Genomic DNA, 25432 nt, shown 5'->3' with positions numbered 1-25432 from the left:
GGCAACGGTCGCCTCCAGCGCCGGCCGCCCCGTCTCCCCCTCTTTCTTCTTGCTCTCCACGTTCCAAGGACGGCTTCGCCATGTTCTCCGACACCCCTCAGCCTGACGGCCCGGCCACCGTGAAGTTCCCGCATCGCTCGCGACGCGGCGTGCTGCTCGGCCTGTCGGCTCCTCAGCTGATCGTCGTCACCTTCACCGGGCTGCTGCTGCTCGCGGTGCTGCTCACCGCCGGCGTCACCGGGGCGCTCAAGCTCATACCGCTCTGGGCGGTCATTCTGGCGGCGGTGTTCGTCCGCCATCGCGGACGCTCCCTTGCCGACTGGGCGCCCATCGCCACGGGGTACGCGCTGCGTCGTTTCCGGGGCCAGCTGGTCTGGCTCGCCCGGCCGTCCACTCGGCCGCGCCGCGAGGGCCTACTCCACCTCCCGGGCACGGCGGCGTCCCTGCGGGTGGTCACCGCCCCGCACGGCCGCTTCGGTGCGGTGCACGATCCGCACCACGGCACACTCACCGCGGTCGTCAAGGTCTCCTCGCGCGCCTTCGCTCTCCTTGACCCGGCCACCCAGGCCAGCAACGTGGCGGGCTGGGGGCGCACGCTGGCGGCTCTGTCGCGCACCGGGCACATCGCCCGGGTCCAGGTCCTGGAGCGCACGGTGCCCGACTCCGGTGACGCGCTCAACCGCTACTGGCACGAGCACGGCGACGAGGCGACCCACCTCGCCGGACCGATCTACCGCGACCTGCTGGCCGCTGCCGGCCCGGCCGCGGCCCCGCACGAGGCATACGTCGCGCTCGCCCTTGATCTCAAGGCCGCCCGCCGACTGATCAACCAGGCGGGCGGCGGGCTCACCGGTGGCTTCGCGGTCCTGGCCCAGCTCACCGCCACCTTCGACCAGGCCGCCCGCAACTCCGGGCTCACACCCGGTGGCTGGCTGAGCGCGTCCGAGATCGCCGCCGTGATCCGTACCGCGTACGACCCGAAGGCGTCGGCCGCTCTGGACCAGTGGTCCGATTCGGGCCGCGCGCAGGCCGAGCCTGCTGCCGCCGGCCCCGTCGTCCTGGTCGAGAAGGCCGACCGGATCCAGACCGACTCGGCCCACCACGCCACGTTCTGGATCGAGAACTGGCCCCGCATCGAGACCTCACCCGGCTTCCTGCACCAGCTGCTGTTCACCTCCGGGGTGCGCCGCACGCTCTCGCTGACCTACGAGCCCAAGGGCCTGGACTCCGCGCTCAAGGACGTGCAACGCCGCAAGGCCACCGTGATCGCGGACGCCGCCGAGCGGCAGCGCAAGGGACAGGTCGACTCCGAGGAGGACTCGGTCGAGTACGCCGACATCAAGCAGCGCGAGCGCCAGCTGATCTCCGGACACGCCGACGTCGCCCTCACCGGGCTGCTCACCGTGAGCGCCGACACCGACGAGCAGCTCAACGCGGCCTGCGCCGCGATCGAGACGGCCGCCGTCGCCGCCCTCGTCGACCTGCGCCTTCTGACCTGGCAGCAGGCCGAGGCCTTCACCAACGCCGCCCTGCCCCTCGCCCGCCCCTAGGCGCACCCGCACCACCCTCTCGCGCTCTACCGAAGGGCACCCCCATGCCGACCGAGCCCCTGCCCGAACTGGCTCCGGACTTCGTCCCGTTCGCCACCGCCGCGCTCGACTTCCACCAGGCGATCAATATGCCGGTCGCCCCCATCGCCGCAGGCCGTGCGGAACTCGACTCCCTGCACGCCCACATCGTCGCGCTGTACGGGCTCCTCGATGCCCACACCGCCCGCACCACCCCGGTGGCCAGGGCGGAGGGCGACCACCTGCGGGCATGCCGGATCCGGCTGTGGCAGGCAGCCGAACATCTCCACGCCGCCTTCCACGCCGCCCCGCACCCCAGCACCGGCCGCCTCCCCACCCGGGAGGCGTGCCGGGCCCGGCGGCCCGAGGGAGCTCCCGAACTCACCGTGTGCCAGCGCCACCTGGCCACCGCCACCCGCGTCCGCCGTGACCACACCCCGGCCGACCTGCGCGACCCCTTCACCGGCCTCACCCGCCACTGACCCTCAGGAGCACCACCCCCATGGCCCCTCGCACCACCCGCGCCAGCGCCAGCCCCCTGTTCGTCCCGCGCAAGAGCGACCGCCGCACGGCCCGCGCCGCCCGCCATCAGTTCGCCGCCGCCCGAGACCAGGCCCGCCACGCCGCGCGTCCCGCAGCCCGCCCGACCGCGCCCGGTCTCGACCCCGAGCTGCGGGCCACCTACCCGGCCGCCGGCCGCCCCGGCCCGGCCTCCGCCCGCGGCGGCCGTCTCAAGCTCCCCGCCCACCGGATGACGACGGCCACCGCCTCTGGCGCCTACCCCTTCCTCGCCGAGGGCGGCCTCGGCGCACAGGGCATCTACATCGGCCGCGACGTGCACGCCGAAGCAGCCTTCACGTACGACCCGTTCGCCCTGTACGGGCGCCTCGACGGCTTCACCAATCCCAACATCCTGCTGGCCGGGATCATCGGCATGGGCAAGTCTGCCCTGGCCAAGTCCCTCGCGGTGCGCGCCGTGGCCTTCGGCTACCGGATCTACGTGCCGTGCGACCCGAAGGGCGAGTGGACCGTCGTCGCCCAGGAGTTGGGTGGGCAGACCATCGCTCTGGGCCCCGGACTGCCAGGACGCCTGAACCCCCTCGACGCGCCCGCCCGGCCGTACGGCGTCAGCGAGGAGGACTGGACGAACGAGGTCCGCAAGCGGCGCCTGCTGCTGCTCGGCTCGCTTGCGAAGACGGTCCTGGGGCGCGAGCTGCATCCCATGGAGCACACCGCCCTTGACGTGGCGCTCGACCAGGTCGTCGCCTACGCCGAGGCCAACGGCACCACGCCGCTGCTGGGTGAGGTCGCCTACGTCCTCGGATCCCCCGAGCGCCTCGATGCCGCGCTCGGCGAGTTGTCCGGCCGCCTCGGGCATGCCGCCGAGGACCTCGCCCACGGGCTGCGCCGGCTCGTGCACGGCGACCTGGCCGGCATGTTCGACGCGCCGAGCACCGTGGCTTTCGACCCGAGCGCACCGATGCTGTCCATCGACCTGTCCCGCCTCGGCGGCGCCGGCGACGACACCGCGCTCGTCCTGGCGATGACCTGCGCCTCCGCCTGGATGGAGTCCGCACTCGCCAACCCCGCCGGAGGACGACGCTGGGTGATCTACGACGAGGCCTGGCGCGTCATGCGGCACGTCGCCCTGCTGGAACGGATGCAGAGCCAGTGGAAGCTCTCCCGCGGCCTGGGCATCGCGAACCTGATGGTCATCCACCGCCTCAGCGACCTGCTGGCCGCCGGCGACGCTGGCTCCCGCGGCCGGGCCCTGGCCGAGGGCCTGCTCACCGACTGCTCCACCCGGATCATCTACCGCCAAGAAACCGACCAACTCGCCTCAGCCGCTTCCCTGTTGGGGCTCACCGGCGTCGAGACGCAGGCAGTCGCCGCCCTCACCAAGGGGCGCGGCCTGTGGAAGGTGGCGGGCCGGTCGTTCATTACTCAACATCTTTTGCATCCGCGGGAGCGGGAGTTGTTCGACACGGATGCACGGATGGGCGCGATCGCTCGACCTTGATCAATCCCGCTGTTCGAGAGCCCGCACCCCATCCCGGCCTCCCAGTTTTCCCGCCCTGAGCGTTCCTAGGAAGTCCCCTTCATGTCTCAGCAGTACAAGATCCGCCGCGTGATACATCGGCTCGTTCAGCGTTACCTCCGCGCCACTGCGGCCAACGCTTCTGACGGCTACATCCCCCTGGCCACAGGCCCGTTCGGCGCCGTCGACGAATCCCGGCGGCTCGGCGCCGGGCAGGAATCGGGCTTTCGCCATGTCTGACGACTCGTAACGAAATAAGCGCGGCATTGCTGTGCAGCATCATGAGGCTTCGCGACCACCTGTGGCTCCCAGCTGCGCTGGGTACCCAGGGCGAAAATCCTGTGGCCCCGTAAGGCGTAGCTGGCAGACTGTCGAAGTGGACGATCAAGAATCTGACCTCGACACCGGAGCTGCTCAGGATACGGTCACCGCCGAGCGATCGATGATGGCTGACACGACGCGCGCAGCTCGCCGGATGTCGTTCAACGCTGATGCGCTGACCTATAAACGAGGCAGACCACGGTACCCGGACCCAGTCTTCGACCTGTTGGCAGAGCGCTGCGGGCTGCGGCCCGGTGCGCGGGTGCTCGAGATCGGTGCCGGTACGGGCCTGGCCACCGAGCCGCTGCTGGCGGCCGGCGCGCACGTGGTCGCGGTCGAGCCCGGCGAAAGCCTGGCCGCGATCCTCGTCGCCGATCACGCGTGTGACCGGCTGGAGGTCCTCGTCAGTGACTTCGAGGCTGTAGACCTGCCAGGCGGGTTCGACCTCGCGGCGGCGGCGACAGCGCTGCATTGGCTCGACCCGGCCACGTCGACCGCGAAGATCGCCCGGTTGGTGCGTCCCGGCGGCTGGCTGGCGGCGTGGTGGAACGACTTCGGCGACGTCAAGCGGCCGACGCTCTTCCGCGACCGGCTCGACGAGGTCTACCACGACCTGCTGCCCGCCGAGACCGGCTACCGGGACAGCCGCTCGCACGTCCTCGACACCGACCGGTGGCGCAGCCAGTTGACCACGGGCGGCTACTTCGACAACGTCTCTGTCGAGATCATCGAATGGGAGCAGATCCTGACCGCGCAGACCGCACGGGATCAGTGGTCCACGTTCCCGAACATCGCGGAACTCTCCGCGCCCGACCGCGAAGAGTTCCTCACTCGCCTCGGTTCGCTCGTCGACGAGCTCGGCGGCCAGGTCGCAGACCCGCGCCTAACGGTCACCTACACCGCTCAACGCGTCCAAGGTTCGCCGTGACCCGCATCCGCAGCGGTCCAGCAGAACACCATGACGAACGCGAAGACCTGTGGGCCACGGCGACACGAGTCACAGCGACAATTTCAGCCGTCGCCAGCAGATGAGGGCACAACCGAGGGTGACGAAGGCATGGTGGATGTCGTCGCGGATCTCCCAGCGGATGAGCAAGCGGCGAAACCAGTGCAGCAGCGCGATCGTGCCCTCCACGACCCACCGGTAGACGCCCAGGCCGGAGCCGTGTTCGATGCCGCGCCGGGCGATATTCGGGGTGATCTCAAACCTGCGCACCCGGTTGCGGTAAAGGTCGTGATCATAGCCGCGGTCGGCATACAGATGCCTGGGCCGCCGTAGCGGTTGGCCGCGCTTGCCGCGGATCGGCGGCACGGCCTCGATCAGCGGAATCAGTTGAGTCACGTCGTTACGGTTGCCGCCGGTGGTGATCGTGGCCAGCGGGATTCCGTGGGCCTCGACGATGACGTGGTGCTTGCTACCGGTCTTGCCTCGATCCACCGGGGACGGGCCGGTGGCCGGCCCACCCTTCATCGCCCGGATATGGCTGGAGTCGACGGCAGCCCTAGAGAGGTCGCGCATGTCGGCCGTCCGCAACTCGGCGAGCAGCAGCTCGTGCAGCCGTTGCCAGACTCCGGCCTCGTTCCAATCCCGAAGCCGTCTCCAGCACGTCATCCCCGAGCCGAAGCCCAGTTCCTGGGGCAGAGACCGCCACGGGATACCGGTGTGGAGGACAAACAGGATTCCGCAGAGCACCTGCCGATCATCCAAGTGCCGTCGGCCAGGGTGACGGTATCGGCGCTGGACCACCGGCACCAGCGGCTCGATCCGTGTCCACAGTCCGTCGTCGACCTCCCACGGCTTGCTCGCACGCTTCGTCTCGACCGACTCACACCCCCCATCCGGACGCGTCAACGGGAGCTGACACAGGATCATTCCCGACGCATCCCCGAGCTCATTTCGTTGCGAGTCGTAAGTAATGCTTGCGCTAGGTGGGCACTCACGGGAACGCTCAAGAAAATTGCGCTTTGCCCCAGACGGCCTGGTCGAAAGCGCTGCAGTTTTTCGCGATGGTGAACGTAGCCACGAGCTTGATTCGTAGCACGTCTTGCACCGGGACACGCATATGATAAGCAGGTCCAGCACTCATCTTTTTATCAAATACGGGCTTGCCGTCGGCATACACCTCAAATTCGACGGATAGATCGCGGGCGGAGTTCTCGTCGTCGAGTCCAACGTCGGCTGAGAACCATTTGAAGCCACTACCGACGCTGTATTCCCACTCATCGGGCTCCGCACTCTCCGAACAGCGGCTTTGATATTGGGCCACACTGTGGGGGAAAGATTCCTTGTTGATGGTTGCAGACGTCGAGTGTGAGCCAATTCCGCGATCAGATAGAGGCTTCGTCTCGCTCAAGTAGAGTGGTTCAACAGTATCGGCCGCCGCAGGGCTAGGCGTTACTGCATCACTGGAAGTAGCTTGCGAAGGAGTTCCGAAACTGGGTCTTGGCGGCGGGGTTGTGCTGGCTTTGGCCGTGTACGGCGCTCTGGTGATGCCGTCCGTGACTGAAGGCGATGCGCTCGATGCAGTGCTTCCTCCTCCGCCAGGCGCAATGATACCGAGCGCTATGAAAAGCCCGCCTACTAGAAACAGACATGCCACCGTCAGCAGCAGCTTTCGTCGATGCGCAGGCAAGTCCGATTCATCAATCGAAAAGGAGCCCGCACTGAGTTTTCCTTGCGTGACAACCACAAGGAGTAGGTAGACACCTGGAGCTGTGATGACGCCGCCTAGCGCGATGCATGCGGTAGCCGTTGAAGAATTCAAGAAGCACCCCCGGATCACGCCCTTCAGCGGGCGTCCCTCGTCCCCGGCTCCATGGTGGCACGCAGGGGTTGTAGCTGTCAGGAAGTTGTGACGCTCCGTGGTCTGCAACGGCGGAGGCTACATCCGTGGGTACGCGTGCCCTGCGGAGGCTCCTGACTGTCAGAGCCGCCCACTATCCTTGCCGGTGCCGTGTAAGGGAGGCTCACTGCTCCGCCAGGACTACCGAACCGGCTTCCTACGTCGGTGCTCACGGTCGGGTGGTCGCACATGTCCTTTGGCGAGGTTGACGCGGCGGGCAACATCTTCACGAAGGCTTGGTGGCTGCTTCAGTCGGGTTGGCGCTGGGGTAAGCGGACGGTAGAGGGTGACCACTACACCATTGCTCGGTGTAGTGGGATGGCGCGTGACTACGCCGATCGCTTTGTCGTGCGGGTTTGCGTTGCGCCGACTCGGGCTGTTAAGCCGATTGATCCCGTTGACCTGGCGGCTCGCGCCCAAGTAGTGGCGCGCGAAGTCTTCGGTGATCTGTCGTACGAGGTCGACTACTCCGGGGACGAGCAGGTGCGCTTCGTCGTCAAGGATGACGGTGAGTTCGGCTCCTTTAGCCGTCACCAACTCGATGTGTATGGTTCCGGCCTGCTCGATCTCAGCTGGGGGTTGCGCATGGCGGTGGTGGACATGGTGGCCGACCCGCTACCCCTGGCCGAGGTGGCGGCGGTCATCCAGCGTGTTCATGCGCTGGTGCGGGGGAGTGCGTACCGCAATCTATTCCGGAAGCGGTGGAGTGAGAAGCGCCGCCGGCGTGACTGGCGCATCGGAGTAAGTGGCAGCATCAGCACGATCAAGGGGCAAGTCGTGTGGGAGCGACTCGACGTACCTGGCTCCGACTCCTTCGCCCGAGCGTCCCGGCGGTACGCCAACTGTCCGCACATCGGCTTCGCTGCGGGGCGTCTTCTGTCGCGCAAGCAAGATGAAGCGCCGATTACCATCCTGCGGCCCGTGTTGGAAGAGTTGCTGATGCATGCCGGATACCTCGACGCGCGGGGGAGCGTCGCCGCGATTGTGGCGCACCATGAGTTGGACACTCCGCCGAGGCCAGCTCTGGCGTAGGCGCTACACAGAGCCGTGGGTTCCACCACAAACAGAAGCGCGCGCGGTCTCCTACGACGAAGGACTCAGAGAGTCCCACCAGGCCACAACAAGCGTACGGATGAAGGCTTCTCCTTCGGTGAGCTTCATCGTTCGCTTCGGGGAGGCTCCTGGGAGGCGAGCGTGCCGCGCTTCACTGCCACTCACATCCGGTCGATTCGCCGATCCTGTGAAAGCCGAGATGTCGGAGTCAGGTACCCACCCTTTGGCCCTGAGTGCCTTGTCGTTCCCTACGTTGTGTCGCACGATCTCGTACACCTTGTAGAGGTCAACCCATGTCATGGAGACGCTGGGTTTGCCAAGGATGCCGAGAACCTCTGCCACATCCGAGTGCGTCTTGATGAGTTCCATGTACAGCGGGCCCTGTGGCGGAGGCGGCGGCTGCTGCACTGGCGGCGACGATTGGTTGGCGAATTTCACTACAGCGACGTCGAATGCTTTGACGCGCTCCTCTGCCGTGCCCAGGACGGCGACATGGTGACGATTGCCGCTGTCGTCCGTGAACTGACCGGTGAGCGCTACGGGGCGGAATCGGCTATCCAGAGCCCGAGCAACACCAACTACTCGACGCAGGACAAGGGAGGCAGCCTCAAGAAGACGGCCGCCTTCGTTGATGAGTCCATCCAACTCGTCCGATGCAAGATAGTACCCATCACTCTCTTTGCTGACCCGCGGCTCACCATCCGCAAACAACTCACAAAGAGTATCGAGGTCGAACACGTGACCTTCGATCCGAGCTCTCACCGCCATGAGCGGCCCTCCTTGTGGCGTGCTATCTCTAAACTACTCCTGCTCGTCCAGCCATCCAATAATCGCCCGCCGACAAACCCGCTGGGCTTCGCTGGAAAGCCGGTACTCGTAAGACGGCTTCGGGGTGTGCCACCCAAAACCAACTTCTTCGTCGGCGGCGAGCAGTGATGTGCCATGGGTGAGGTCGGAGCGCTTGCCGTACAGCAGCTTTCGCGTCTTGCGCTCGTCCTCGTCGTGCTCGTCCCGCGTGGGGGCGTAGCGGTCGATGAAGCAGCGGAAGTACTTAGTTGGACCCGCAAGGGGAGTATTGCATTGCGGGCAGCGCTCCCGATGGTCGCCATACTTGAGCATGGCCTCAACGGCTTGGACCAGCGCTTGGAAATAGGCCGACTTGGAGATGTCCCAGACTTCTCGGGCATGGTGAAGCCAGTAGGCGGCGCGGAGAATGCGGGCCCGGTCGTCGTCACCAAGCCGCATAAAGGTGTCTAGCTTGCGCTCCAAGTCCTCCGGCAGTACCAACACGTCGTTGCCACGAATGCCGGTGGGTGGCTTCTCTACCATCTCGATGTCGGGAAGCTCGCCCTGGCCGGACAACTCCTCTGTGTACGCCTCGAAGCCGGGGATGAAGTAGCTCTCTTGCGCCCAGACTGAGCGCATGGCCCCGGGCGTAGTGTCCAACATCCAATGCTGGCGCGCGTTGATGGGCGGCACCGTAACACCCGGCACGACTAGAGAGAGAAACAGGGCGAGCTCTCGGGGCTCCTTGAGCGCGCGCAGGTTGCGCAGCTGCCAGTCAGAAGAGCCGTCGAACTTCACCTCAAAGATGATTGGGTGTTCACCTATCACCATCTGAGGTCGGGGCGCTTCATCCGGCGCGCGTCGGATCACGAGCTTATCCCGGTACCGCCAGTAGCCCTCGGTGGGCACGTGGGCGAACAGAGCAACACGATTAACGATGGGTACCGCCGGAGCAAGCAGTGTTGTCTTAACGCGCTCCTCGACTTGCCTAAAGACTTCATCAGTAAGGCTCGGCCCTGGGATGATGGCTCGCAATCCACCCATCCGGAAGTAGTGCAACGTCAGGGCAGGGGAGTCTGTGCCCGGAAAGTCGATCTGAAGCTCAGACGTAAATTGCGCTTGGGCCATGACGCCAGAGATAGCCCACGCCAACTCTTGCGGGTCGGCTGTACGCATCCCAAGCCGCCGCTCCACCTCCTGGTGGGTCAGTTTCATCATGGGCGGAGTGTACGTCTGTGCCCCATATGGGCACAACGGATTTGTTTATGGTCCTATCTATTGCGCCCTACGTGTCGAGGAAGTCCCACTCATCGCCGAGCACCCAGCGGAGCGCCGACAGTTTCCCGTTGACCATTCCCCCACTCAAAGTCGGAGTAGGGATCGAGGTTCTCCTTGCCGTACTTGGCTTCCATGTCTCGGCAGGCAGCACGCATCTGCTTAATGACCTCAAGGGAAAAGCTCTTGTCCCCAGCTGCTAGCCGCTCCTCAAGCACAACCTTCCGGTTGTACCAAACACGGTCGAAGAACTCCTGCTCCGCCTCGATGATTTCGGTTTCTTTGCGACGCTTCGAGCGAAGGTGTCGCATGATGAACTCGTCGCGGCCCTCTAGAAGGCGCTCCAAATTCGGACGCTCTCAATAGCGGACACGAAACGGGGGACGGTTGTTGGGTTCGTACGACTTCAAGAAATCCTTGCAGGGATTCGATAGGTAGTTACTCGCAATGACGAGCGCCACGTCTGCGCGCTCTTCGAGCCGAGCGCGGCCGACCGGTCAGGTCGCAGCAGTCCGCTCAGGTCCAGGCCGCCCGCGCCCGGTCGCCGCATACGGCTGGCCAGAGCGCCGCGACGACAGCGGTGTCCGCCACTGCGGCGCCGCCCGGTCTCCTCTCGCACGACCGCGTGCGCCGATCGCGCTAGCGCATATTTCCCGGCCCCGCCAAATCCGTCTTCGGGCCACATCCTCGTCCTCCGCATGGCCCCGACCTCTGCGAGGTGCACCTCTCGTGGCGGAAATACGCCCGCACATCACCGTCGCCCACCACGCCCAGTACGGCGTCGTGGCCGCGATGTCGCACGACAACCACGTCGCCGATCACATGCTGCGCCGGGTCGGCTTCGAGCAGCTGCCCGGCAGCCGCCTGTACGCCCTGACCGAGCCAGACCGTGACCTGACACGGCGCGGAGAGCAGGCGGTCCAGTCATTGCGTGCCGCGCAGTACAACGTCACGTCCGACGCCGTGTACGACCTCAAGCCCGTCACCCGGCCCAACCCTGGCCAAGGTCTCTTCGACGGGCAGCCGACCACCCCCGTCCCGGAGATCCTCGGCGCCGGGGAGGCGGTCTCCGCCCCCGCGCTCGACGCCGACATCCGGGCCGCCCGGATCGTCGTGCACGACCAGGTCCGCGATCCCGACGGCACGTTGCGCGCGGTCGGCACCGACATCCGCACCGGCGAGGGCGTACTGCTGCACGGCGAGGGCGATCTGCGGTACGTCGAGACGCGGCTGGACAGCACGGCCCTCGCGTTCGACGCGTTCTCCTACATCCGCGGCAACGGACGTCCCGATCCGACTCCCGCGACCTCGCAGCGCCGGGTCCAGGCCGCCACCGCCATCTCCCCGGCCCGCGCGAGCACGTCGGTGCCGCAGCGGCCCGACGTCACGGTCGCCTTCCGCCCGGCCCAGGCTCCTCGGCACCGGGCCCGCGCCCGCTAGGTCATCCGAACCCGAAGGAAGTCTTCAGCATGAAACTGCAACTCGAGCCCGACGTCGCCTTCGGCGTCCACCCGGAGTTCGGTGTGGTCGCCGCCGTATCGGACGATCACCCGTTCCTCGACGAGGTACTGCGCAAGCACCAATTCCGCCACAGCAGCGCTCTCGATCTCTACACGCTGGCCGATGACACCCCGCACAACGCGGCGGTGCGGGCCGTGGCTCGTGCCAGCCGCGAGTTCCAGGACGTCGGTCTATCGGTCGCCGCCGATCCCCGCATCATGCTGCCGCCGCCGATCCCGACGCCGGACGGGGTGCCCGCACGCCAGACACTGCCGGGGCAGTCGCTGACCGCCCTGACCGGGGAACTGCACGAGCTGCGCCGCTCGGCCGATGTCGCTGACGTCCTGGAGCAGATCCTCGAAGAACACCACGGCGTTGTCGGGGACTTGGAGGAGTTCATCGACACGGCCGCCGCCTGGTGCGACCGGCTGGGCACCGCCAACGGCCGCGAGCTGGGCCAGCACCTGCGCACCATCGCCCACCACATCGCCTTCCTCGGCGACCAACTCGTCGCCGCCCAGCTCGACCTGGCGGTCATGCCGGACGTGACCCCGGAAAGTGCCCCGGCCCTGGCCGACGTACCGCTGCTGCCCCGGTACGAGCTCCCGTCGGTCACGCACACCGCCCGCGCCCGCGCCGCTCTCTCCTCCTCCCCGAACCGCCCGGCCGCACAGTCCACTTCGCCGGACGAAGCGGCCCGTTCACCGGCTGCCCCGTCCAGCCCCCGTCGTACGCGCTGACCTTCCTCTCGATCCCCCGAAGGAGTCCGGCTCATGGCCGTCAAGAAGATCTGGACCATCAACCACACCTGCGGAGACACCACGCAGGTCGATCTCTCCGACCGTCCGGCCGACCGGCGTGCCGGCTACGCCCGCTGGCTCGCCGAGCGCGACTGCACCGACTGTTGGCGCGCCGCCCAGGGCGAGGACACCGAGTCCAAGGCAGAGTGGCTGGCGAAGAAGCGCGCCGCGGAGCAGGCCGAAGCCGAGGAGTGGTCGACGCGGTACCGGATGCCTCCTCTGGAGGGCACCGACCGCGCCATCGCCTGGGGCACCCGCTGCCGCCACCAGCTCATGGCCGCCGCGTACACCGCCCTCGTCGTCGAGGGCACCACCGGCGAGGCGGAGTGGGCCGCCGTCGAGGATGCGGCGCGGCCGCTGACGCGTGCCGGGTGGTGGCTGGATCAGCGCGACGCCGACCCCGGTGATCTGCCCGAGCTGCTGGCCGCCGCCACTGCGGGCGACCGGCCCACCGAGAACCCTCACTTCTGACCCGCCCGCGGAGGCCTCCATGTCCACCACGCCCGATGTCGTCATCACTCGCGAGCCGGACGGCAACGTCATCGCCGAGGGCGGAGACAAGCTGGCTGTCACCCTCCTCAAGCGTGCCGGGTTCGTCATCGAGACCACGCCGCGTTCCTTCTGGTACCGCCTCCCCTGGGACATGGGCGAGAAGCGCGAGAACCAGATGGCCAGCTATGCCGCCCGGATGCTCACAGCGGTCGGCTACCGGGTCGAACTCGATCCCGGGCTGGACGTCACCGGGATCGCCACGCCCACCGATCCCCTCGGCAGGCGCGTTTACGGGCAGCAGATCCTCTCCTTGACCGATCAGCTCAACGGAGCCGAGACGTACGCGGGGGCGGCCGACTTCGTCGAGCACGTCGTCGATCCGGACGACGGTGTCCTCGTCCGACTCAGCGAGTTCTTCGAGGCCGCCGCCGTACAAGCCAACGTCGCCGACACCGATGACGGCTGGGACTTGTCCCACATCTTCGAGGACGCCGCCGCCACCCTCACGTCTCTCGCCGAGGACGTGCGCGAAGCCGGCCAGCAGATGCAGAGCCTCGGGCCACCCCAGAAGCGGAGCTGGCAGGAAGGCGTCGCCAGCTACTACGCGACCGCCCCTCGCGCGGGCACCAGCGTCACGCCCGCCGCCGACGGGCCCTCCGCCACACCACCCACCACGCCCCGGCCGGGCCGGTCTCGCTGACCGTCCCCGCCTTCCGTCCAACTCTCCTGCCTACCGCCACAACCACCAGGAGTCCGCTCGTGATCGCCAGAGCAACGTGCCGCCCCGCCACCACCCGTAGGTCCGCACTCCCCTGGATCCCGCCTTGCCATCTCCGCGCACCAGCACGCCCTCGACCACCACCGGCACCGACTTCCTGCTCTACCTCCTGATCGGCATCGCCGGTCTCGGCATGGGGGGAGGCTCGTTGGCCTGGCTGTTCGGCAATCTCGCCAACACCCTGGTCGGCTCCGATCCGTGGGCCGCCTTCCAGCCGACCAACGCGCTCCTGCACCCTGAACTCGTCTGGCCGCATCTCGCCCGGCCCGCCGTCCTCACCGGCTGCTACCTGCTGCCCGCCGCCACGCTCACCGCAGTAGCCGTCCTCGGTGCCCGCCTGTGGCTGCGCGTTCGCCGCAACCCCAACGGGCTGGCCGATCGGCGCGACCTGGCCGACCTGCTGCCCAGGAAGATCGCCGCGAAGGCCATCGACCTGCGGCCCAGCCTGAAGGGCACCAAGCCCAAGGACATCGCCCCGGACGACCGCGGCGTACTGCTGGGCACGCTGAAGCCGGGGGCCACCGAGGTCCGCTCGTCCTGGGAGGACGTGCTCCTCGCGATCATGGCGCCCCGCTCCGGGAAGACCTCGGGACTGGCAATCCCCGCGATCCTGCGCGCCCCCGGCCCGGTGCTGCTGACCTCGAACAAAGCGGCACGCGACGCCTTCACGGCGACGCTCGACGAGCGCTCCCGGGTGGGCACGGTGTGGACCCTGGACCCGCAGCAGATCGCCCACGCCCCGCAGACCATGTGGTGGGACATCCTCGCCGACGCCCACGATCTCGCCGGGGCCCGGCGGCTGGCCGGACACTTCGTGACCGCCTCCGTGGACGAGTCCAGCGCAGGCGACTTCTGGTCCACCGCCGCCGCCAACACCCTCACCGCGCTGTTCCTCGCCGCGGCCCGCGACCGCCGGCCGATCACCGACGTGCTGGCCTGGCTCGCCTCGCCCGCCGACCGCACCCCCATCGACCTTCTCCAGGACGCCGGCCTCGACGGCGTCGCCGCCCAGCTCCAGGGCACCGTGGCCGGAGCCGTCGAGACCCGCGACGGCATCTTCGAGACCGCCCGGCAGTACGCCAGCTGCCTCCTCGACCCGGGCATCGCCGCCTGGGTCACTCCTCCAGGCGGCTTGGAGAAGGTCCGGGAGTTCCAGCCGGAGGTGTTCGCGACCAGCAAGGACACCCTGTTCCTGCTGTCGAAGGACGGCGGCGGCTCCGCCTCGGCGATCATCGCCGCAGCCGCCGACGCGGTGATGCGCGCGGCCGTCATCCAGGCCGAACGCGACGGCGGGCGCCTGGACGCACCGTTGCTCGCGATCCTCGACGAGGCCGCCAACGTCTGCAAGATCTCCGACCTTCCGGACCTCTACTCCCACCTCGGGTCCCGGGGCGTCATCCCGATCACGATCCTGCAGTCCTACCGCCAGGGCGTACGGGTCTGGGGCGAGGCCGGCATGGACGCCCTGTGGTCCGCCGCGACGATCAAGCTGGTCGGCTCCGGCATCGACGACGCCGACTTCGCGGACAAGCTCTCCCGCCTCGTCGGCGACCACGACGTGCGCACCGTCTCCGTGTCCACCAGCGAGTCGGGCAAGTCCACGTCGGTGTCGACGCGTCAGGAGCGGGTGCTGCCGGCCGACGCGATCCGGGCCCTGCCCAAGGGGTCCGCGCTGCTGCTGGCCACCGGCGTGCGTCCCGCCCTTCTGGATCTCAAGCCCTGGTATCGCGAGCCGGACGCCGGGCGGCTCGGCGCCGCCTCCGCCCAGGCGACCGCGGCCATCACCGAGCGGGCCTTGGCCAAGCAGCTGCACCGCGACGACTTCGGTCCGGCGGCATGACCACCCCGGCCCGGCGCGACGCGCGTACGAGACGCGGGGGAGTACGCCCCGCACCCTCGCCGAGCCGCTGCTCGGCCTCCCCTTCCTCTTGAGGTGCTCCCATGTCCCACCCCGTACCAACCTGGGCTTCCGTCCGCCCGTCCGAGCGGCTTGCCGGCACTCCGGCCGTACGCCGCGGCAGCGCATGGTGGCTGGTCACCCCGACCGGCGCCATGTCCGCCTCGGACCCCGTCTTCGCCGGTGAACTGGACCGCTTCGCCGCCGACATGGCCGCAGCCGACCGTGCCGTCGCGCAGCTGCGCGCCGAGCGCACGACCCCGCGGAAGGACCAGCGGTGAAGCCGCTCGTCCAGGCCGAGCAGGCGGTCCTGGGCGCGGTCTTCGTCGACCCAGGCCAGCTCGACCGTCTCTCGCCCTGGCTGCGGCCCGAGCACTTCTACCGTCCGGCCCACGCCGCCCTCTACGCCGCAATGCTCAAGCTCCACGCCGACGGCCACCCGGCCACAACGGTGAAGCACGGAGACCCGATCCCGCTGTCCTGGGTGACGGACACCGTGCAGGAGGCGAGCACCCGGACCCGTGGACTGACCGCGTCGTACGCCCACTCCTTGATATCCGCCTGTCCGCGCCCCACCCATGCGCCCGTCTACGGGCGGATGGTCCTGGAAGGCGCCATCCACCGCAGCGTCACCCAGCACGCCATCCGCCTCCACCAGGCCGCGCGTGCCGACGCCGTCCGCGGTGGAGTCGAGGAGACGGTCCACCACGCCCAGATCCTGTCCGAGGTGCTCGCCGATCTTGCTCACCGGTGGGGAACCGAGCCGCGCCCGATACCACCCCCGGAGCCGATCACGTCGCCCGCCCAGCAGCCGCAAGTCGTCGACGAACAGGTCCTCGCCGACGAGGAGTTCCTCCTCGGCTGCATCAGCGCCCGGCCCGAGCAGCTCCTCGACGTCGTCGACTGGCTGCGTCCGGGGGACTTCGCGGACATCGGCCATCAGCAGATCTACCGCGCTCTGGGCGCCCTGCACCACCGGGGCGAGCCCATCGACCAGCTGACCGCGCTGTGGGAGACCCAGCGCCGTGGTGCGCTGTCCGATGGGACCCTCGACGCCGAACGCGTCCTGCGCATCTGCGACCCGCTGTCCTTCTCCGGGGTGGCCGAGCACTTCGGCCAGCAGGTCGTCCAGGCCTCGCTCGTCCGCACGGCCGCCGCCGTCGCTCGGCAGGTACGCGCACTCGCCGACGACGAAGCCCTGGCCCCAGGCCGGCTGATCGGCTACGCCCTGCACGCTCTCGGTCCGCTGGACGACGTACGCCGCCGCTTGCACCGCACGCACGAAGCCGATCCCGAGCCGCGGCGGCCGACCAGTCGGCCGGGTGCGTCGCCGCCTGCCGCCCGCATCGAGGCGGCCCGAGCCCGCAGCCGCCCTACATCTGCCCCGGCCCCCTCGGCGCCGGTCGCGGCCTCGTGCACCGCGCTTCCCGACCGGCACAACCATCGGAGTCCGTCATGACCGACCACACCGGACGAGCGGGCCTGGAGAAGGACGAACTGTACGCGCTGGCTCGGGAGTTCGAGCAGCTCCGGACTGAAGTGGTCCAGTCATACACACACAGCTCCCTGCCCGACCTTGCCACCGCATCCCATCATCTCGGCGCACTGACGGGACTCGTGAAGGACCTGTCCGACGCGGTCCTCTTCCGCGCCACCGACAACGATCCGGGACTTGACTTCGGCCCGGTCATCGACGCCTACACCAGCGCGTCCGCCCCGGCGGGACGCGCCGTGAACAACTACACCGAAGCCTACGAACAGCTCGGATTCCTGCGCAGGCACGCAGAAGCACCACGCTCAGCGAATCTGCTCGACGCCCGCCAGTCCGCGTTCGACGTCGCGCAGGACCGGCTGGACCTCACCGTGGACTCGTTGCAGGAAACCTTCGTCACGCTGCGGCGTGCTGCCGACCGGATCGACGGCACTCCACCTCGTGTCCTCGCCGCGCTGAGCCGCTCGGCACGCCCAACGAACTCGATCTACCGCGTCCCCGCGACGCTCCCCGCAACCGCGCCAACCCGTCTCGCCTACATGCCGGTGTCCCGACATGCGCGCTGACTTCCCGACCGCGCCGCCCCAGCCGTCGATCGGGAGCCTGTGTTCCGGGTACGGCGGTCTGGATCTCGGCATCCAGGCGGTCCTCGGCGGAACGATCGCCTGGCATGCCGAGATCGATCCGGGAGCGGCCCGGACCCTGTCCCGGCACTGGCCGGCCGTGCCGAACCTCGGCGACATCACGGCCGTGAACTGGGCCGACGTCCCGGAGGTGTGCGTCCTGACGGCGGGGTTCCCCTGTCAAAGACGTCTCGGTCGCCGGCCGTCGCGCCGGACTGGCTGACGGCACCCGGTCCGGCCTGTGGTTGCACGTCGTCCGTGCCATCGAAGCCCTCAACCCCTAATCCTTGAGTAAGCAGTTCCGGTTCACCCCGTGGCGGGCGGTCCGGACTGTCTGGTGGCGGATGCCTGGGCTTCTCCTGGCCGGTGAGGCCTTCTGACAGAGCGGCACCGTCGCCGCGGTGGATTTCGCGGTGGTCACGTGGGCTCCGAGCGGATGCCTGCTCAAACCCCTGGTCCTCGAGGCCTTCAGGCAGAGTGGTGGCGCTCGGCGTCTTCGGGCCACCGCGAAACCCGCCGACGGGTACCAGACGTTGATCGTCGTGGTGTGAGCCCGCCGCACGGTGACCCCCTCGAACTCCGCGAGCCCTTCGAGCTCTGGCCAAGACCGGGACCCGCGCGGTGCGCTGGTGCCGCGAACGGCTAGTGAGATGGCGGACCGACGAGTCCTGGGATTAGGTCGCCGCGTGGCCCGCACAGGCCTGCCACCTGCGCAAACAACAGCTCCGAGGAGAACGACTTGAAGATCTTCTGCGGCATCGACTGGGCCGAGCACCACCACGATGTCGCCCTGGTCGACGACACGGGCACTCTGCTCGCCAAGCGCCGCATCACCGACGACGCGGTCGGCTACCGGATCCTGCTCGACGTACTCGCCGAGCACGGCGACACGCCGCAGGAGCCCATACCGGTCGCGATCGAGACGGGCCGCGGCCTGCTGGTCGCCGCCCTGCGGACCGGCAAGCGGCAGATCTTCGCCGTCAACCCTCTGGCCGCCGCCCGCTACCGCGACCGGCACGCAGTTTCCCGCAAGAAGTCCGACCCCGGCGACGCCCTCGTGCTCGCCAACATCCTGCGAACCGACATGGCCATGCACCGGCCGCTGCCCGCCGACAGCGAACTCGCCCAAGCGATCGCGGTCCTCGCCCGCGCCCAGCAGGACGCCGTCTGGAGCCGCCAGCAGCTGGCCAACCAGGTCCGCTCGCTGCTGCGCGAGTACTACCCGGCCGCCCTGGAGGCCTTCCAGACCAAGCAGTACGGCCTGACCCGCCCCGACGCCCGCGCCATCCTGACCGCCGCACCGACCCCCGGCACGGGAGCACGACTGACCCTGGCCCAGCTGCGGGCCGCCCTCAAACGCTCCGGGCGGCAACGCGGCATCGATGCCGAAGCCGAGCGGCTTCGGGCCGTCCTGCGGACCGAGCACGGCCGCCAGGCGTCGGCCGTCGAGGACGCCATGGGCATCCAACTCCTGGCTCTCCTGCGGCAGTTGGATGCCGCATGCGCCGCCGCCGACCAACTCGCCGAGGCCGTCGAAAGCCGCTTTCACGAGCACCCCGACGCGGAGATCTTGCTGAGCTTCCCCGGACTGGGCGTCCAACTCGCCGCCCGAGTCCTCGCCGAGATCGGCGACGACCGCACCCGGTTCGCCGACGCCCGCGCACTCAAGGCCTACGCCGGCTCCGCCCCGATCACCCGGGCCTCCGGCAAGAAGCACTACGTCGGCCGCCGGTTCGTCAAGAACAACCGGCTCATCAATGCCGGCTTCCTCTGGGCCTTCGCCGCACCCAACGCCTCTCCCGGAGCCAAGGCCCACTACCGGCGACGGCGCGACCACGGAGACTGGCACGCCCAAGCCCAGCGCCACCTGCTCAACCGCATGCTCGGCCAGCTCCACCACTGCCTCAAAACCCGGCAGCTCTTCAGCGAAGATCACGCCTTCACCTCCTCGCTGGCGATCGCGGCTTGACTTCCTGGACACGTGAGATGTCTGCCTGGTGGTGATCGAGAATGTCCGGGGGCTCCTCACCTCGCCCGCCGATTCCCCTGGCGACGTGGAACTCTGCCCGTGGTGTCTGGGAGACACCGCAGGCCAGCCTGCTGTGCGCGCACTCGGTGCCGTACTCGGCTCCCTGGCCGACCTCGGGTTCGATGCGCGCTGGTGCGTGCTTCGCGCCGCTGACGTCGGAGCCCCACACCGCCGCGAGCGGATCTTCCTCGTCGCCTGGCCCTCCGGACGGATCACCGCTGCTCAAGACGCCGACCAGCAACCTGGGATCCAACGGGGGCAGCCAGCACCCGGCGAAACGCAAGCAGGGCGGCCACGGCCCGAACCTGGCGGACGAGATCGAGTGGCTCCTGCCCACCCCGAAGGCCTCGGACGGCACCAAGGGCTCACCCAACCAGCGCCACGGCAACGGGGACTTGACCCTGCCCTCGGCGGCACGCCTGCGCACCGCCCCGGATGCCACGTCCACACGCACGGCCGGACAGCGGAAAAGCACGTCGAGCAGGACTCCGCTCACGCAGTCGCTGCCGCTGTCCGAGCGTCCGTCGGCCACGGGGGACGGGCCGAGATCTGGGGGCCGTATGCCGCCGCGATCACCCGCTGGGAGCAGGCCACCCGTCCCGCGCCTCGGCCGACCGACGACGCCGGCCGCCTCAGCCCGCGGTTCGTGGAGTGGATGCAAGGCCTTGCGCCCGGCTGGGTGACGGGCACGCCGGGGCTGGGGCGCCCCGCCCAACTGACCGTTCTGGGCAACGGAGTTGTGCCCCAGCAGGCCGCCCGCGCCCTGCAGATCCTGGCCCCGCCCGGGACCGTGTGCCGCCATCGCGCGCCGCGCTGACCTGGGCCTTCTACACCCACTTTCCCGGCCGGGCCAAACCCCCGTTTCTCCGGAACCTCGTCACCCCACCCACCAGAACCTGCACCAGGGGTAGCCATGTCCGAACCCGCCCACGAGAGCGAACCGGTGCGCATACCGGACCACGACCTCGATGACCTCGTCGCCACGGTCGCCCGGCTCGTCGCCGAGAGCCGCAGGCAGGGCGAGACGCTCGCCCGGCTCACCGACGACCAGCCCGCCCCACAGGACGGCGAACCAGCCGATCCCGAGCGCCCTGAAAACCCTGCATCCGCCTCCGGCCCGACCGGAGGCAACACCAACGGCACCAAGGAGGACGCGCCAGCCTCAGTCTTCATCCTGGCGCTCGGCGCCCAGGCGTACGCCGTGGAACTGGCCGCGCTGACCAACTGGGTGCACAACCTGCTCCTGCCGGTCTACGGACGAGAGATCACCACCGGCCGCCCGTGGTGCCAGCAGTGGCAGGAGCACCCCGAGGCCGTGGCCCGGCTGCACGCCCTCTGGCTCGCCTGGCAGCAACTCACCGACGTCCAGGCCGGCCTCACCGGCCCCTCCACCTGGCACCGCGACCACCTCGACCCGGCACTACTCCAACTACGCACCCCAGATGGCCCGTTCGGCGCCTGCACCACCAGTGCGGCCCGACCCCACCACCGGCTGCTGGCCTCGCCCGAGCCCGCCGGAGCCTGAGATGGCCGACACCTACGAACCCCCTGCGCCGGACTACCGGCTCGACGGCTTCCAAGCCGCCACCGAGCAGATCGAGGACGACTTCTCCTCCGTCACGCTCTCGGACGACCTGTTCGTCCCCCTCACCGAGCACCACAGCGCCGACGGCCGCAACAGCTACCTGCTGCTGCACGACCGGTCCGCGATCTGGGACATCCCGGGGATGGCGGAGTACGTCACGCTGCACATCACCCGCGACGTCCAGCAGCGCACGTTCGACTTCGCCTCCGAGCGTCACCCGGTCGTTCCGCTGGCGCAGAACTGGCTGATCCGTCAGGGCTTCCCGCAGGAAGTCGTCAGGGGATCCCACCCCCACGGGCCCCGCCCTGCCGACGGACTCACGGCACATCTTGAGGACCTGCTCCGGGCCAACTCCGGCAACCGGTACGAGGTCCTCGACCACTACACCGACAACCCATGCTCCTTCGACGTCGGCGTCGAGGTCCGCACGCTCGTCTACGACAGCCATCCCGACTCCGCGGATGCGCCGTATCGCCTCTTCCTCGAAGAGACGACCAAGGACATGCGCTCCTACACCGTGCGGGAGGGCGCCTTCACCAGCGCCGAAGAGGCCGACACATGGATCATGGAGCGGGAGTCGCCGCTCCCCCTGGCACCCGCCCCACCGGGTTCCGTCGGCCGCAGGGCGGCAGCCGCCCGCGCTCGCTCCACGGTCACGGGCAACGGCCTCGCCATAGCTCCGGCACCCGTATCACCACCGCGTTCAGCGACCGGACCTGCCCCGACGCACTCCCGTGGACACGCGCCATGAGCCGCGCACGGTACGCCTTCGCCGCCCATCCCGAGGCCCTCGCCGACCTGCGCGCCGTCCCGGAGAACATCCGCGACCTGGCCCTGCTCGAACTACAGCACCTGGTCCACGGCAACGAACGCGGCGCCGCCCTCCAGCGCGAACTGGCGGGCTGCCACAAGGTCTACGTAGACCCGGAAACCCGCTGGCGGCTGGTCATCCAGTACCGGGACGCTCCCGCCTCCTCCCAGCACAAACGGGAGATCTACCTCCTCGCGGTCGGCGAGCGTCAGGACCAGGCCGCATACCGCACCGCAGCCCTGCGGCTGGAGCGCGAACGGGCGGCCACCGCCACGTCCCCACACGACCGGCGAGCCCAAGCCGCCAGGGCCCGCTCTCCTCAGCACCGCGGCGGGCAGCCGGTCGCCACTACCCAGCAGCCTGCGGCAACGACCACCGCCACGAACCGCGCCACACGGTCCCGCTGACGGCACTCAACCACCCTCCGGAGAACCCCACCGTGCCCGACCTCTCCACCACGCCCACCCGTCACACCGCACTCGTCGACCAGGCCGTCGGCCGCCTCTCACCGCGTTGGACCACCTGGGCCCTGCAGACCATCCAGCAACGCGGCCCCATGCGCCTGGCCGACATCAACTCCGCGCTGCCATGGGTCGGTGTCCACGCCATGGCCCAGATCGTGCGCCGCATGCAGACCAGCGACCTCCTGGACCGGCCTCAGGTCGGGGTATACGACCTCACACCGGTCGGCCGCGGCACTCACGACGTCCACCGTGCGCTCTCGGCCTGGCACCGTACCCACCTCGCTGACGACACGTCGTCGCTCGCGGAGGCTGAGCGCGTAGAGGACGCACTCGGCCGGCTGCGCGGGAAAGGCACAATCCCTCTCCTCCATGCTCTCGCGCAGTACGGCCCCCTTCCCAACGGTGCACTGCGAGACGAAGCCGCACTGGCCACCGGCTCCTTCCACTACCGCATCACGCAGCTCCAGACCGACCAGCTCATCACCCGGACCAGCCCCTTCTCCGGCCGCGGCTCTGAGTACACCCTGACGTCTGCGGCCCGCGGACTCACGCCGGTGTACGCCGAACTCGCGGAGTTCGCCCGCAAGGCACACCCAGCGGCAACTCCACCGGACCAGTACGGCGCGATAGCTCAGCAGGCCGTACGGGCGAGCGCGGCCGTACGCCGCAGTCCTGCGGCTTCCTCCGAACTCTTCTCACACGTCTCCGCCCCTCAGCCGCGTGTCCCTGCGTACGTCACTGCGCTCTCTCACCCGTCCCGGGCCAGGTGACTCAAGTGTCCGCAGTCAGATTCCGACACGCGACCGCGCCCAGGTGTCAGCACACGGGCGGCTCAGGCGCCCGTTCCCCACCTCTCGAAGGCCCTCTCATGCCCAGCCCAGATCCCTTCGCCCTCGACCCGAATTCGGATGTCCTGATCAGCCCCGGCTACCTCGCCGGTCCCGGCGACAGGCACAGCATCTTCAACACCCTTGATCGTGCACCTAGTTGGACCAAGACCGTCGCCTTCGGCACCGACACCTACTACACCAGCCCGTGCCAGCGCGTGCGCGTCGCCAACACCGTGGAGAGCTTCTACGGTGGGTGGACCATCTCCTACGCCGAGGACCCGCTCGGCGTCCCCGACTGGATCACCACGTTCGACCGGAACACGCCGAACGAGATCGTGGCCACGTTCACCAAGACCCTCGTCGACGGACTGCACAACAACTTCGCCGACTACCTCGGTGGTGGCCGGCACTACACCAGCACCAGCCCCGCGTCCCTGGCCGCGCGGCACCGGTGGGAGCCAGCACACGGCTCGCGGCCGTTCCGTATGGTCTCGCCCGACGGCCACGCCGCGTACCAGATGCGCGTCGGCTGGCTGCACGAGTACGACGAACTGCTCACGCCCGAGAAGTCGACGTGGCGCATGTCCGCCGGCCTCGACCCCGTGTACACGCCGAGCTGGCAGGCCTTCTTCAGCCGGTACACCCCGCAGCACCTCATCGCGGCCTCCACCGCCGTGTTCACGGGCCCCACCCCCGTGCCGCGCGCCCTGGACAACATTCCCGACCGCCACCGCCCACTGGTCTCGGTGACCCGCGCGGACACAGCCAAGCCCGATCCACGGGCCGAGGCGGCGCTGGCCCGCAGCGCCCACGCCCGGGCGATGCACACACCTCCGCCCCCGACCGCGCCCACCACGCTCGCCGCACACGTCGGTTCCCGACGGCAGCGTTAGCCTTCCCAGTCCGGGAGTCCCACCGTGCCAACACCTACCCTCAGGCAACTGCCCACGTGCACGAGAAAGCCGAGCCCGGCGAGCCGAGCGGCAATATGACGGCCGATTCCCTTGTTGGCACCGGTGACGAGTGCTGTGCGATCGTTCATGACGGCCACGGTCCTCCGGCCGGCGCACTGCTGCCAGGGACAACCTGTACCAGGCAGCCGGACGGCTGCAACCCGATGGCCTCAGGATCTCAGAACCGGTGAAGCCGAAGGAGGAAGCGGCATGGCGAGGCAGGAGCTGGCCCGTTTCCTGCGGGACCGCCGCGCGGGGCTGCGGCCCGACGACATGGGGCTGCCGGACGGGACGCCCCGCCGCAGCCGGGCCTGCGGCGCGAGGAACTGGCCGAGCTGGCCCATATGTCGGTCGACTACGTCTTACGCCTCGAACAGGCGCGCGGACCGAGACCGTCCGCCCGGATCCTGGACGGGCTGGCCGGGACGCTGCGGCTCAGCCCCGCCGAGCGCGACCGCCTCTTCCGGCTCGCGGGCTCGGCCGCGCCGCCGCCCGGCACTGGTCCCGTGCGCCGGGCCCGCCCGAACGTGGCCCGCATGCTGGAACGGCTGCCGGAGACCGCCGCGATCGTCACCGACGCGGCGTACGGAGTCGTCGCCTGGAACGCGCTCGCCCAGGAGCTGCTCGGCGGCGACCTCGGGCATGGGACGACGAACCTGGCCCGGCGCCGCTTCCTCGGCGCGGGGCGGATGTACGAGGGCTCCAGTGCCGAGGAGTTCGGGCACATCGTGGTGGCACGCCTGCGCCGGGCCGCCGATCGCTATCCGCACGACCCCTCCCTCGCCGCCCAGCTGGCCGAACTGCACACCCGCAGCGCGGAGTTCCGGCAGCTGTGGGAGCTCCGCCCCGTGCACGCACCCGGCCACCGAACCAAGACCGTCGACCACCCCTCCCACGGCCCGCTCCACCTCAACTGCGATGTCCTCCTCGTCCCCGAGGACGACCAGGAGGTGGTCCTGATCACGGCGGACCCGGGCACGCCGTCGGCGCGAGCACTGCGCGAACTGGGCCGGATCCCCTCGGAACCAGCCTGACGGCTCGTCAGGGACGGATCGAGATCGTGTAGTTGGCCATGCCGCGTGCCGAATCGACGAAGATCCGGAACGGGCCCGCCCATCTCGGGGTGATCGTGCAGAAGGCGTCACTGTCCGGTGCCGTGTCCCAGGCGACGAGGAGGCCGTTCTCGTCGTACACGCGGACGTCGAAGTCGACTGTGGACCGGTCCGGAAGGACATAGATGCTGTACGTGACGTACGCGCGCAGCATAACGTCGTAGTAATCGGAGCTCCCCGGC

Annotated in this window: 28 protein-coding genes and 3 pseudogenes; 24 read left to right on the top strand and 7 right to left on the bottom strand. The window is 69.0% G+C overall.

Annotated elements, in window-relative coordinates:
- Window positions 1-80 precede the first annotated feature (80 nt).
- The 5 genes from ACFY1U_RS35265 (at window position 81) to ACFY1U_RS35245 (ending at window position 4855) form a co-directional block, all read left to right on the top strand.
- Window positions 81-1550 (top strand): SCO6880 family protein, encoded by a 1470-nt coding sequence (locus ACFY1U_RS35265; protein ID WP_389085514.1) that lies wholly within the window; start codon window positions 81-83, stop codon window positions 1548-1550.
- A gap of 44 nt (window positions 1551-1594) precedes the next feature.
- Entirely contained in the window at window positions 1595-2050 is a 456-nt protein-coding gene (locus tag ACFY1U_RS35260; protein ID WP_389085511.1) for a DUF6238 family protein, read from the top strand.
- Between the two features lie 20 nt (window positions 2051-2070).
- A complete protein-coding gene (locus ACFY1U_RS35255; protein WP_389085509.1) occupies window positions 2071-3588 on the top strand; it encodes an ATP-binding protein in 1518 nt (505 codons plus the stop codon).
- An 81-nt stretch (window positions 3589-3669) separates the two neighbouring features.
- Window positions 3670-3846: a hypothetical protein gene (locus tag ACFY1U_RS35250; protein ID WP_389085507.1), complete on the top strand. Its 177-nt coding sequence runs from the start codon at window positions 3670-3672 to the stop codon at window positions 3844-3846.
- A 136-nt stretch (window positions 3847-3982) separates the two neighbouring features.
- Window positions 3983-4855 carry a class I SAM-dependent methyltransferase gene (locus ACFY1U_RS35245; RefSeq protein ID WP_389085505.1) on the top strand — a complete coding sequence of 291 codons (873 nt, stop codon included), beginning with the start codon at window positions 3983-3985 and terminating at the stop codon, window positions 4853-4855.
- A 69-nt stretch (window positions 4856-4924) separates the two neighbouring features.
- On the opposite strand, the gene ACFY1U_RS35240 is transcribed toward ACFY1U_RS35245, so the two are convergent.
- Both ACFY1U_RS35240 and ACFY1U_RS35235 read right to left on the bottom strand, forming a co-directional pair.
- Window positions 4925-5800, bottom strand: a complete 876-nt coding sequence (locus tag ACFY1U_RS35240) for an IS5 family transposase (protein WP_389085502.1) — start codon at window positions 5798-5800, stop codon at window positions 4925-4927.
- A 76-nt stretch (window positions 5801-5876) separates the two neighbouring features.
- The gene (locus tag ACFY1U_RS35235) at window positions 5877-6281 is read right to left on the bottom strand and encodes an NPCBM/NEW2 domain-containing protein (protein WP_389085500.1); all 405 of its coding nucleotides are present in this window, start codon (window positions 6279-6281) and stop codon (window positions 5877-5879) included.
- A 678-nt stretch (window positions 6282-6959) separates the two neighbouring features.
- On the opposite strand from ACFY1U_RS35235, the gene ACFY1U_RS35230 reads away from it, so the two are divergent.
- Window positions 6960-7802 carry a hypothetical protein gene (locus ACFY1U_RS35230; protein WP_389085497.1) on the top strand — a complete coding sequence of 281 codons (843 nt, stop codon included), beginning with the start codon at window positions 6960-6962 and terminating at the stop codon, window positions 7800-7802.
- Window positions 7803-7853: 51 nt separating this feature from the next.
- On the opposite strand, the gene ACFY1U_RS35225 is transcribed toward ACFY1U_RS35230, so the two are convergent.
- The 3 genes from ACFY1U_RS35225 to ACFY1U_RS35215 all read right to left on the bottom strand — a co-directional run bounded on the left by ACFY1U_RS35225 (window position 7854) and on the right by ACFY1U_RS35215 (window position 10231).
- Window positions 7854-8591 carry a hypothetical protein gene (locus ACFY1U_RS35225; RefSeq protein WP_389085495.1) on the bottom strand — a complete coding sequence of 246 codons (738 nt, stop codon included), beginning with the start codon at window positions 8589-8591 and terminating at the stop codon, window positions 7854-7856.
- A gap of 33 nt (window positions 8592-8624) precedes the next feature.
- On the bottom strand, window positions 8625-9827 hold the full coding sequence (locus ACFY1U_RS35220) for a hypothetical protein (protein ID WP_389085493.1): 1203 nt from the start codon (window positions 9825-9827) through the stop codon (window positions 8625-8627).
- Window positions 9828-9916: 89 nt separating this feature from the next.
- Complete coding sequence (locus ACFY1U_RS35215; protein WP_389085491.1) at window positions 9917-10231, bottom strand: hypothetical protein; 315 nt, start codon at window positions 10229-10231, stop codon at window positions 9917-9919.
- A 382-nt stretch (window positions 10232-10613) separates the two neighbouring features.
- Here ACFY1U_RS35215 and ACFY1U_RS35210 point away from each other — a divergent pair, with 382 nt between their 5' ends.
- The 17 genes and pseudogenes from ACFY1U_RS35210 (at window position 10614) to ACFY1U_RS35130 (ending at window position 24078) form a co-directional block, all read left to right on the top strand.
- Window positions 10614-11324, top strand: coding sequence for a hypothetical protein (locus ACFY1U_RS35210; protein WP_389085486.1), 711 nt, complete (start codon window positions 10614-10616; stop codon window positions 11322-11324).
- Between the two features lie 29 nt (window positions 11325-11353).
- Window positions 11354-12124 (top strand): hypothetical protein, encoded by a 771-nt coding sequence (locus ACFY1U_RS35205; protein ID WP_389085484.1) that lies wholly within the window; start codon window positions 11354-11356, stop codon window positions 12122-12124.
- Window positions 12125-12157: 33 nt separating this feature from the next.
- Window positions 12158-12655 carry a hypothetical protein gene (locus tag ACFY1U_RS35200; RefSeq protein ID WP_389085482.1) on the top strand — a complete coding sequence of 166 codons (498 nt, stop codon included), beginning with the start codon at window positions 12158-12160 and terminating at the stop codon, window positions 12653-12655.
- Window positions 12656-12674: 19 nt separating this feature from the next.
- Window positions 12675-13376, top strand: coding sequence for a hypothetical protein (locus ACFY1U_RS35195; RefSeq protein ID WP_389085480.1), 702 nt, complete (start codon window positions 12675-12677; stop codon window positions 13374-13376).
- A 124-nt stretch (window positions 13377-13500) separates the two neighbouring features.
- Window positions 13501-15294 carry a type IV secretory system conjugative DNA transfer family protein gene (locus tag ACFY1U_RS35190; RefSeq protein ID WP_389085477.1) on the top strand — a complete coding sequence of 598 codons (1794 nt, stop codon included), beginning with the start codon at window positions 13501-13503 and terminating at the stop codon, window positions 15292-15294.
- A gap of 101 nt (window positions 15295-15395) precedes the next feature.
- On the top strand, window positions 15396-15632 hold the full coding sequence (locus ACFY1U_RS35185; RefSeq protein WP_389085475.1) for a hypothetical protein: 237 nt from the start codon (window positions 15396-15398) through the stop codon (window positions 15630-15632).
- Window positions 15629-16810: a DnaB-like helicase N-terminal domain-containing protein gene (locus ACFY1U_RS35180; protein WP_389085473.1), complete on the top strand. Its 1182-nt coding sequence runs from the start codon at window positions 15629-15631 to the stop codon at window positions 16808-16810. The genes ACFY1U_RS35185 and ACFY1U_RS35180 overlap by 4 nt, the downstream gene beginning before the upstream one ends.
- Window positions 16807-17409, top strand: coding sequence for a hypothetical protein (locus ACFY1U_RS35175; protein ID WP_389085471.1), 603 nt, complete (start codon window positions 16807-16809; stop codon window positions 17407-17409). The genes ACFY1U_RS35180 and ACFY1U_RS35175 overlap by 4 nt, the downstream gene beginning before the upstream one ends.
- A complete protein-coding gene (locus tag ACFY1U_RS35170; protein WP_389085469.1) occupies window positions 17399-17689 on the top strand; it encodes a DNA cytosine methyltransferase in 291 nt (96 codons plus the stop codon). The genes ACFY1U_RS35175 and ACFY1U_RS35170 overlap by 11 nt, the downstream gene beginning before the upstream one ends.
- Before the next feature lie 516 nt (window positions 17690-18205).
- Entirely contained in the window at window positions 18206-19435 is a 1230-nt protein-coding gene (locus tag ACFY1U_RS35165; protein WP_389085467.1) for an IS110 family transposase, read from the top strand.
- A gap of 28 nt (window positions 19436-19463) precedes the next feature.
- Window positions 19464-19646: pseudogene (locus tag ACFY1U_RS35160) on the top strand (C-5 cytosine-specific DNA methylase); the annotation flags it as partial.
- A gap of 495 nt (window positions 19647-20141) precedes the next feature.
- Complete coding sequence (locus tag ACFY1U_RS35155) at window positions 20142-20312, top strand: hypothetical protein (RefSeq protein WP_389085528.1); 171 nt, start codon at window positions 20142-20144, stop codon at window positions 20310-20312.
- 96 nt (window positions 20313-20408) lie between these two features.
- A complete protein-coding gene (locus ACFY1U_RS35150) occupies window positions 20409-21020 on the top strand; it encodes a DUF4913 domain-containing protein (RefSeq protein ID WP_389085464.1) in 612 nt (203 codons plus the stop codon).
- Between the two features lies 1 nt (window position 21021).
- Window positions 21022-21831, top strand: coding sequence for a hypothetical protein (locus ACFY1U_RS35145; protein WP_389085462.1), 810 nt, complete (start codon window positions 21022-21024; stop codon window positions 21829-21831).
- Window positions 21828-22298: a type II toxin-antitoxin system RelE/ParE family toxin gene (locus ACFY1U_RS35140; protein ID WP_389085459.1), complete on the top strand. Its 471-nt coding sequence runs from the start codon at window positions 21828-21830 to the stop codon at window positions 22296-22298. Before ACFY1U_RS35145 ends, ACFY1U_RS35140 begins: the two co-directional genes overlap by 4 nt.
- A gap of 32 nt (window positions 22299-22330) precedes the next feature.
- Window positions 22331-23125: a winged helix-turn-helix transcriptional regulator gene (locus ACFY1U_RS35135; protein WP_390698106.1), complete on the top strand. Its 795-nt coding sequence runs from the start codon at window positions 22331-22333 to the stop codon at window positions 23123-23125.
- A gap of 98 nt (window positions 23126-23223) precedes the next feature.
- Window positions 23224-24078, top strand: coding sequence for a DUF317 domain-containing protein (locus ACFY1U_RS35130; RefSeq protein WP_389085455.1), 855 nt, complete (start codon window positions 23224-23226; stop codon window positions 24076-24078).
- A 47-nt stretch (window positions 24079-24125) separates the two neighbouring features.
- On the opposite strand, the pseudogene ACFY1U_RS35125 reads toward ACFY1U_RS35130, so the two are convergent.
- Window positions 24126-24227 (bottom strand): annotated as a pseudogene (locus ACFY1U_RS35125) (short-chain dehydrogenase); the annotation flags it as partial.
- A gap of 121 nt (window positions 24228-24348) precedes the next feature.
- Between ACFY1U_RS35125 and ACFY1U_RS35120 the strand changes: the two are divergent.
- A pseudogene (locus ACFY1U_RS35120) lies at window positions 24349-25172 on the top strand (helix-turn-helix transcriptional regulator).
- A 7-nt stretch (window positions 25173-25179) separates the two neighbouring features.
- Here ACFY1U_RS35120 and ACFY1U_RS35115 read toward each other — a convergent pair.
- Window positions 25180-25404 carry a hypothetical protein gene (locus ACFY1U_RS35115; protein WP_389085452.1) on the bottom strand — a complete coding sequence of 75 codons (225 nt, stop codon included), beginning with the start codon at window positions 25402-25404 and terminating at the stop codon, window positions 25180-25182.
- Window positions 25405-25432 lie beyond the last annotated feature (28 nt).

The organism is Streptomyces sp. NPDC001351 (genome assembly GCF_042896045.1).
In the GTDB taxonomy this organism is placed as follows: domain Bacteria; phylum Actinomycetota; class Actinomycetes; order Streptomycetales; family Streptomycetaceae; genus Streptomyces.
This window is presented reverse-complemented; position numbering and strand designations above follow the sequence as displayed.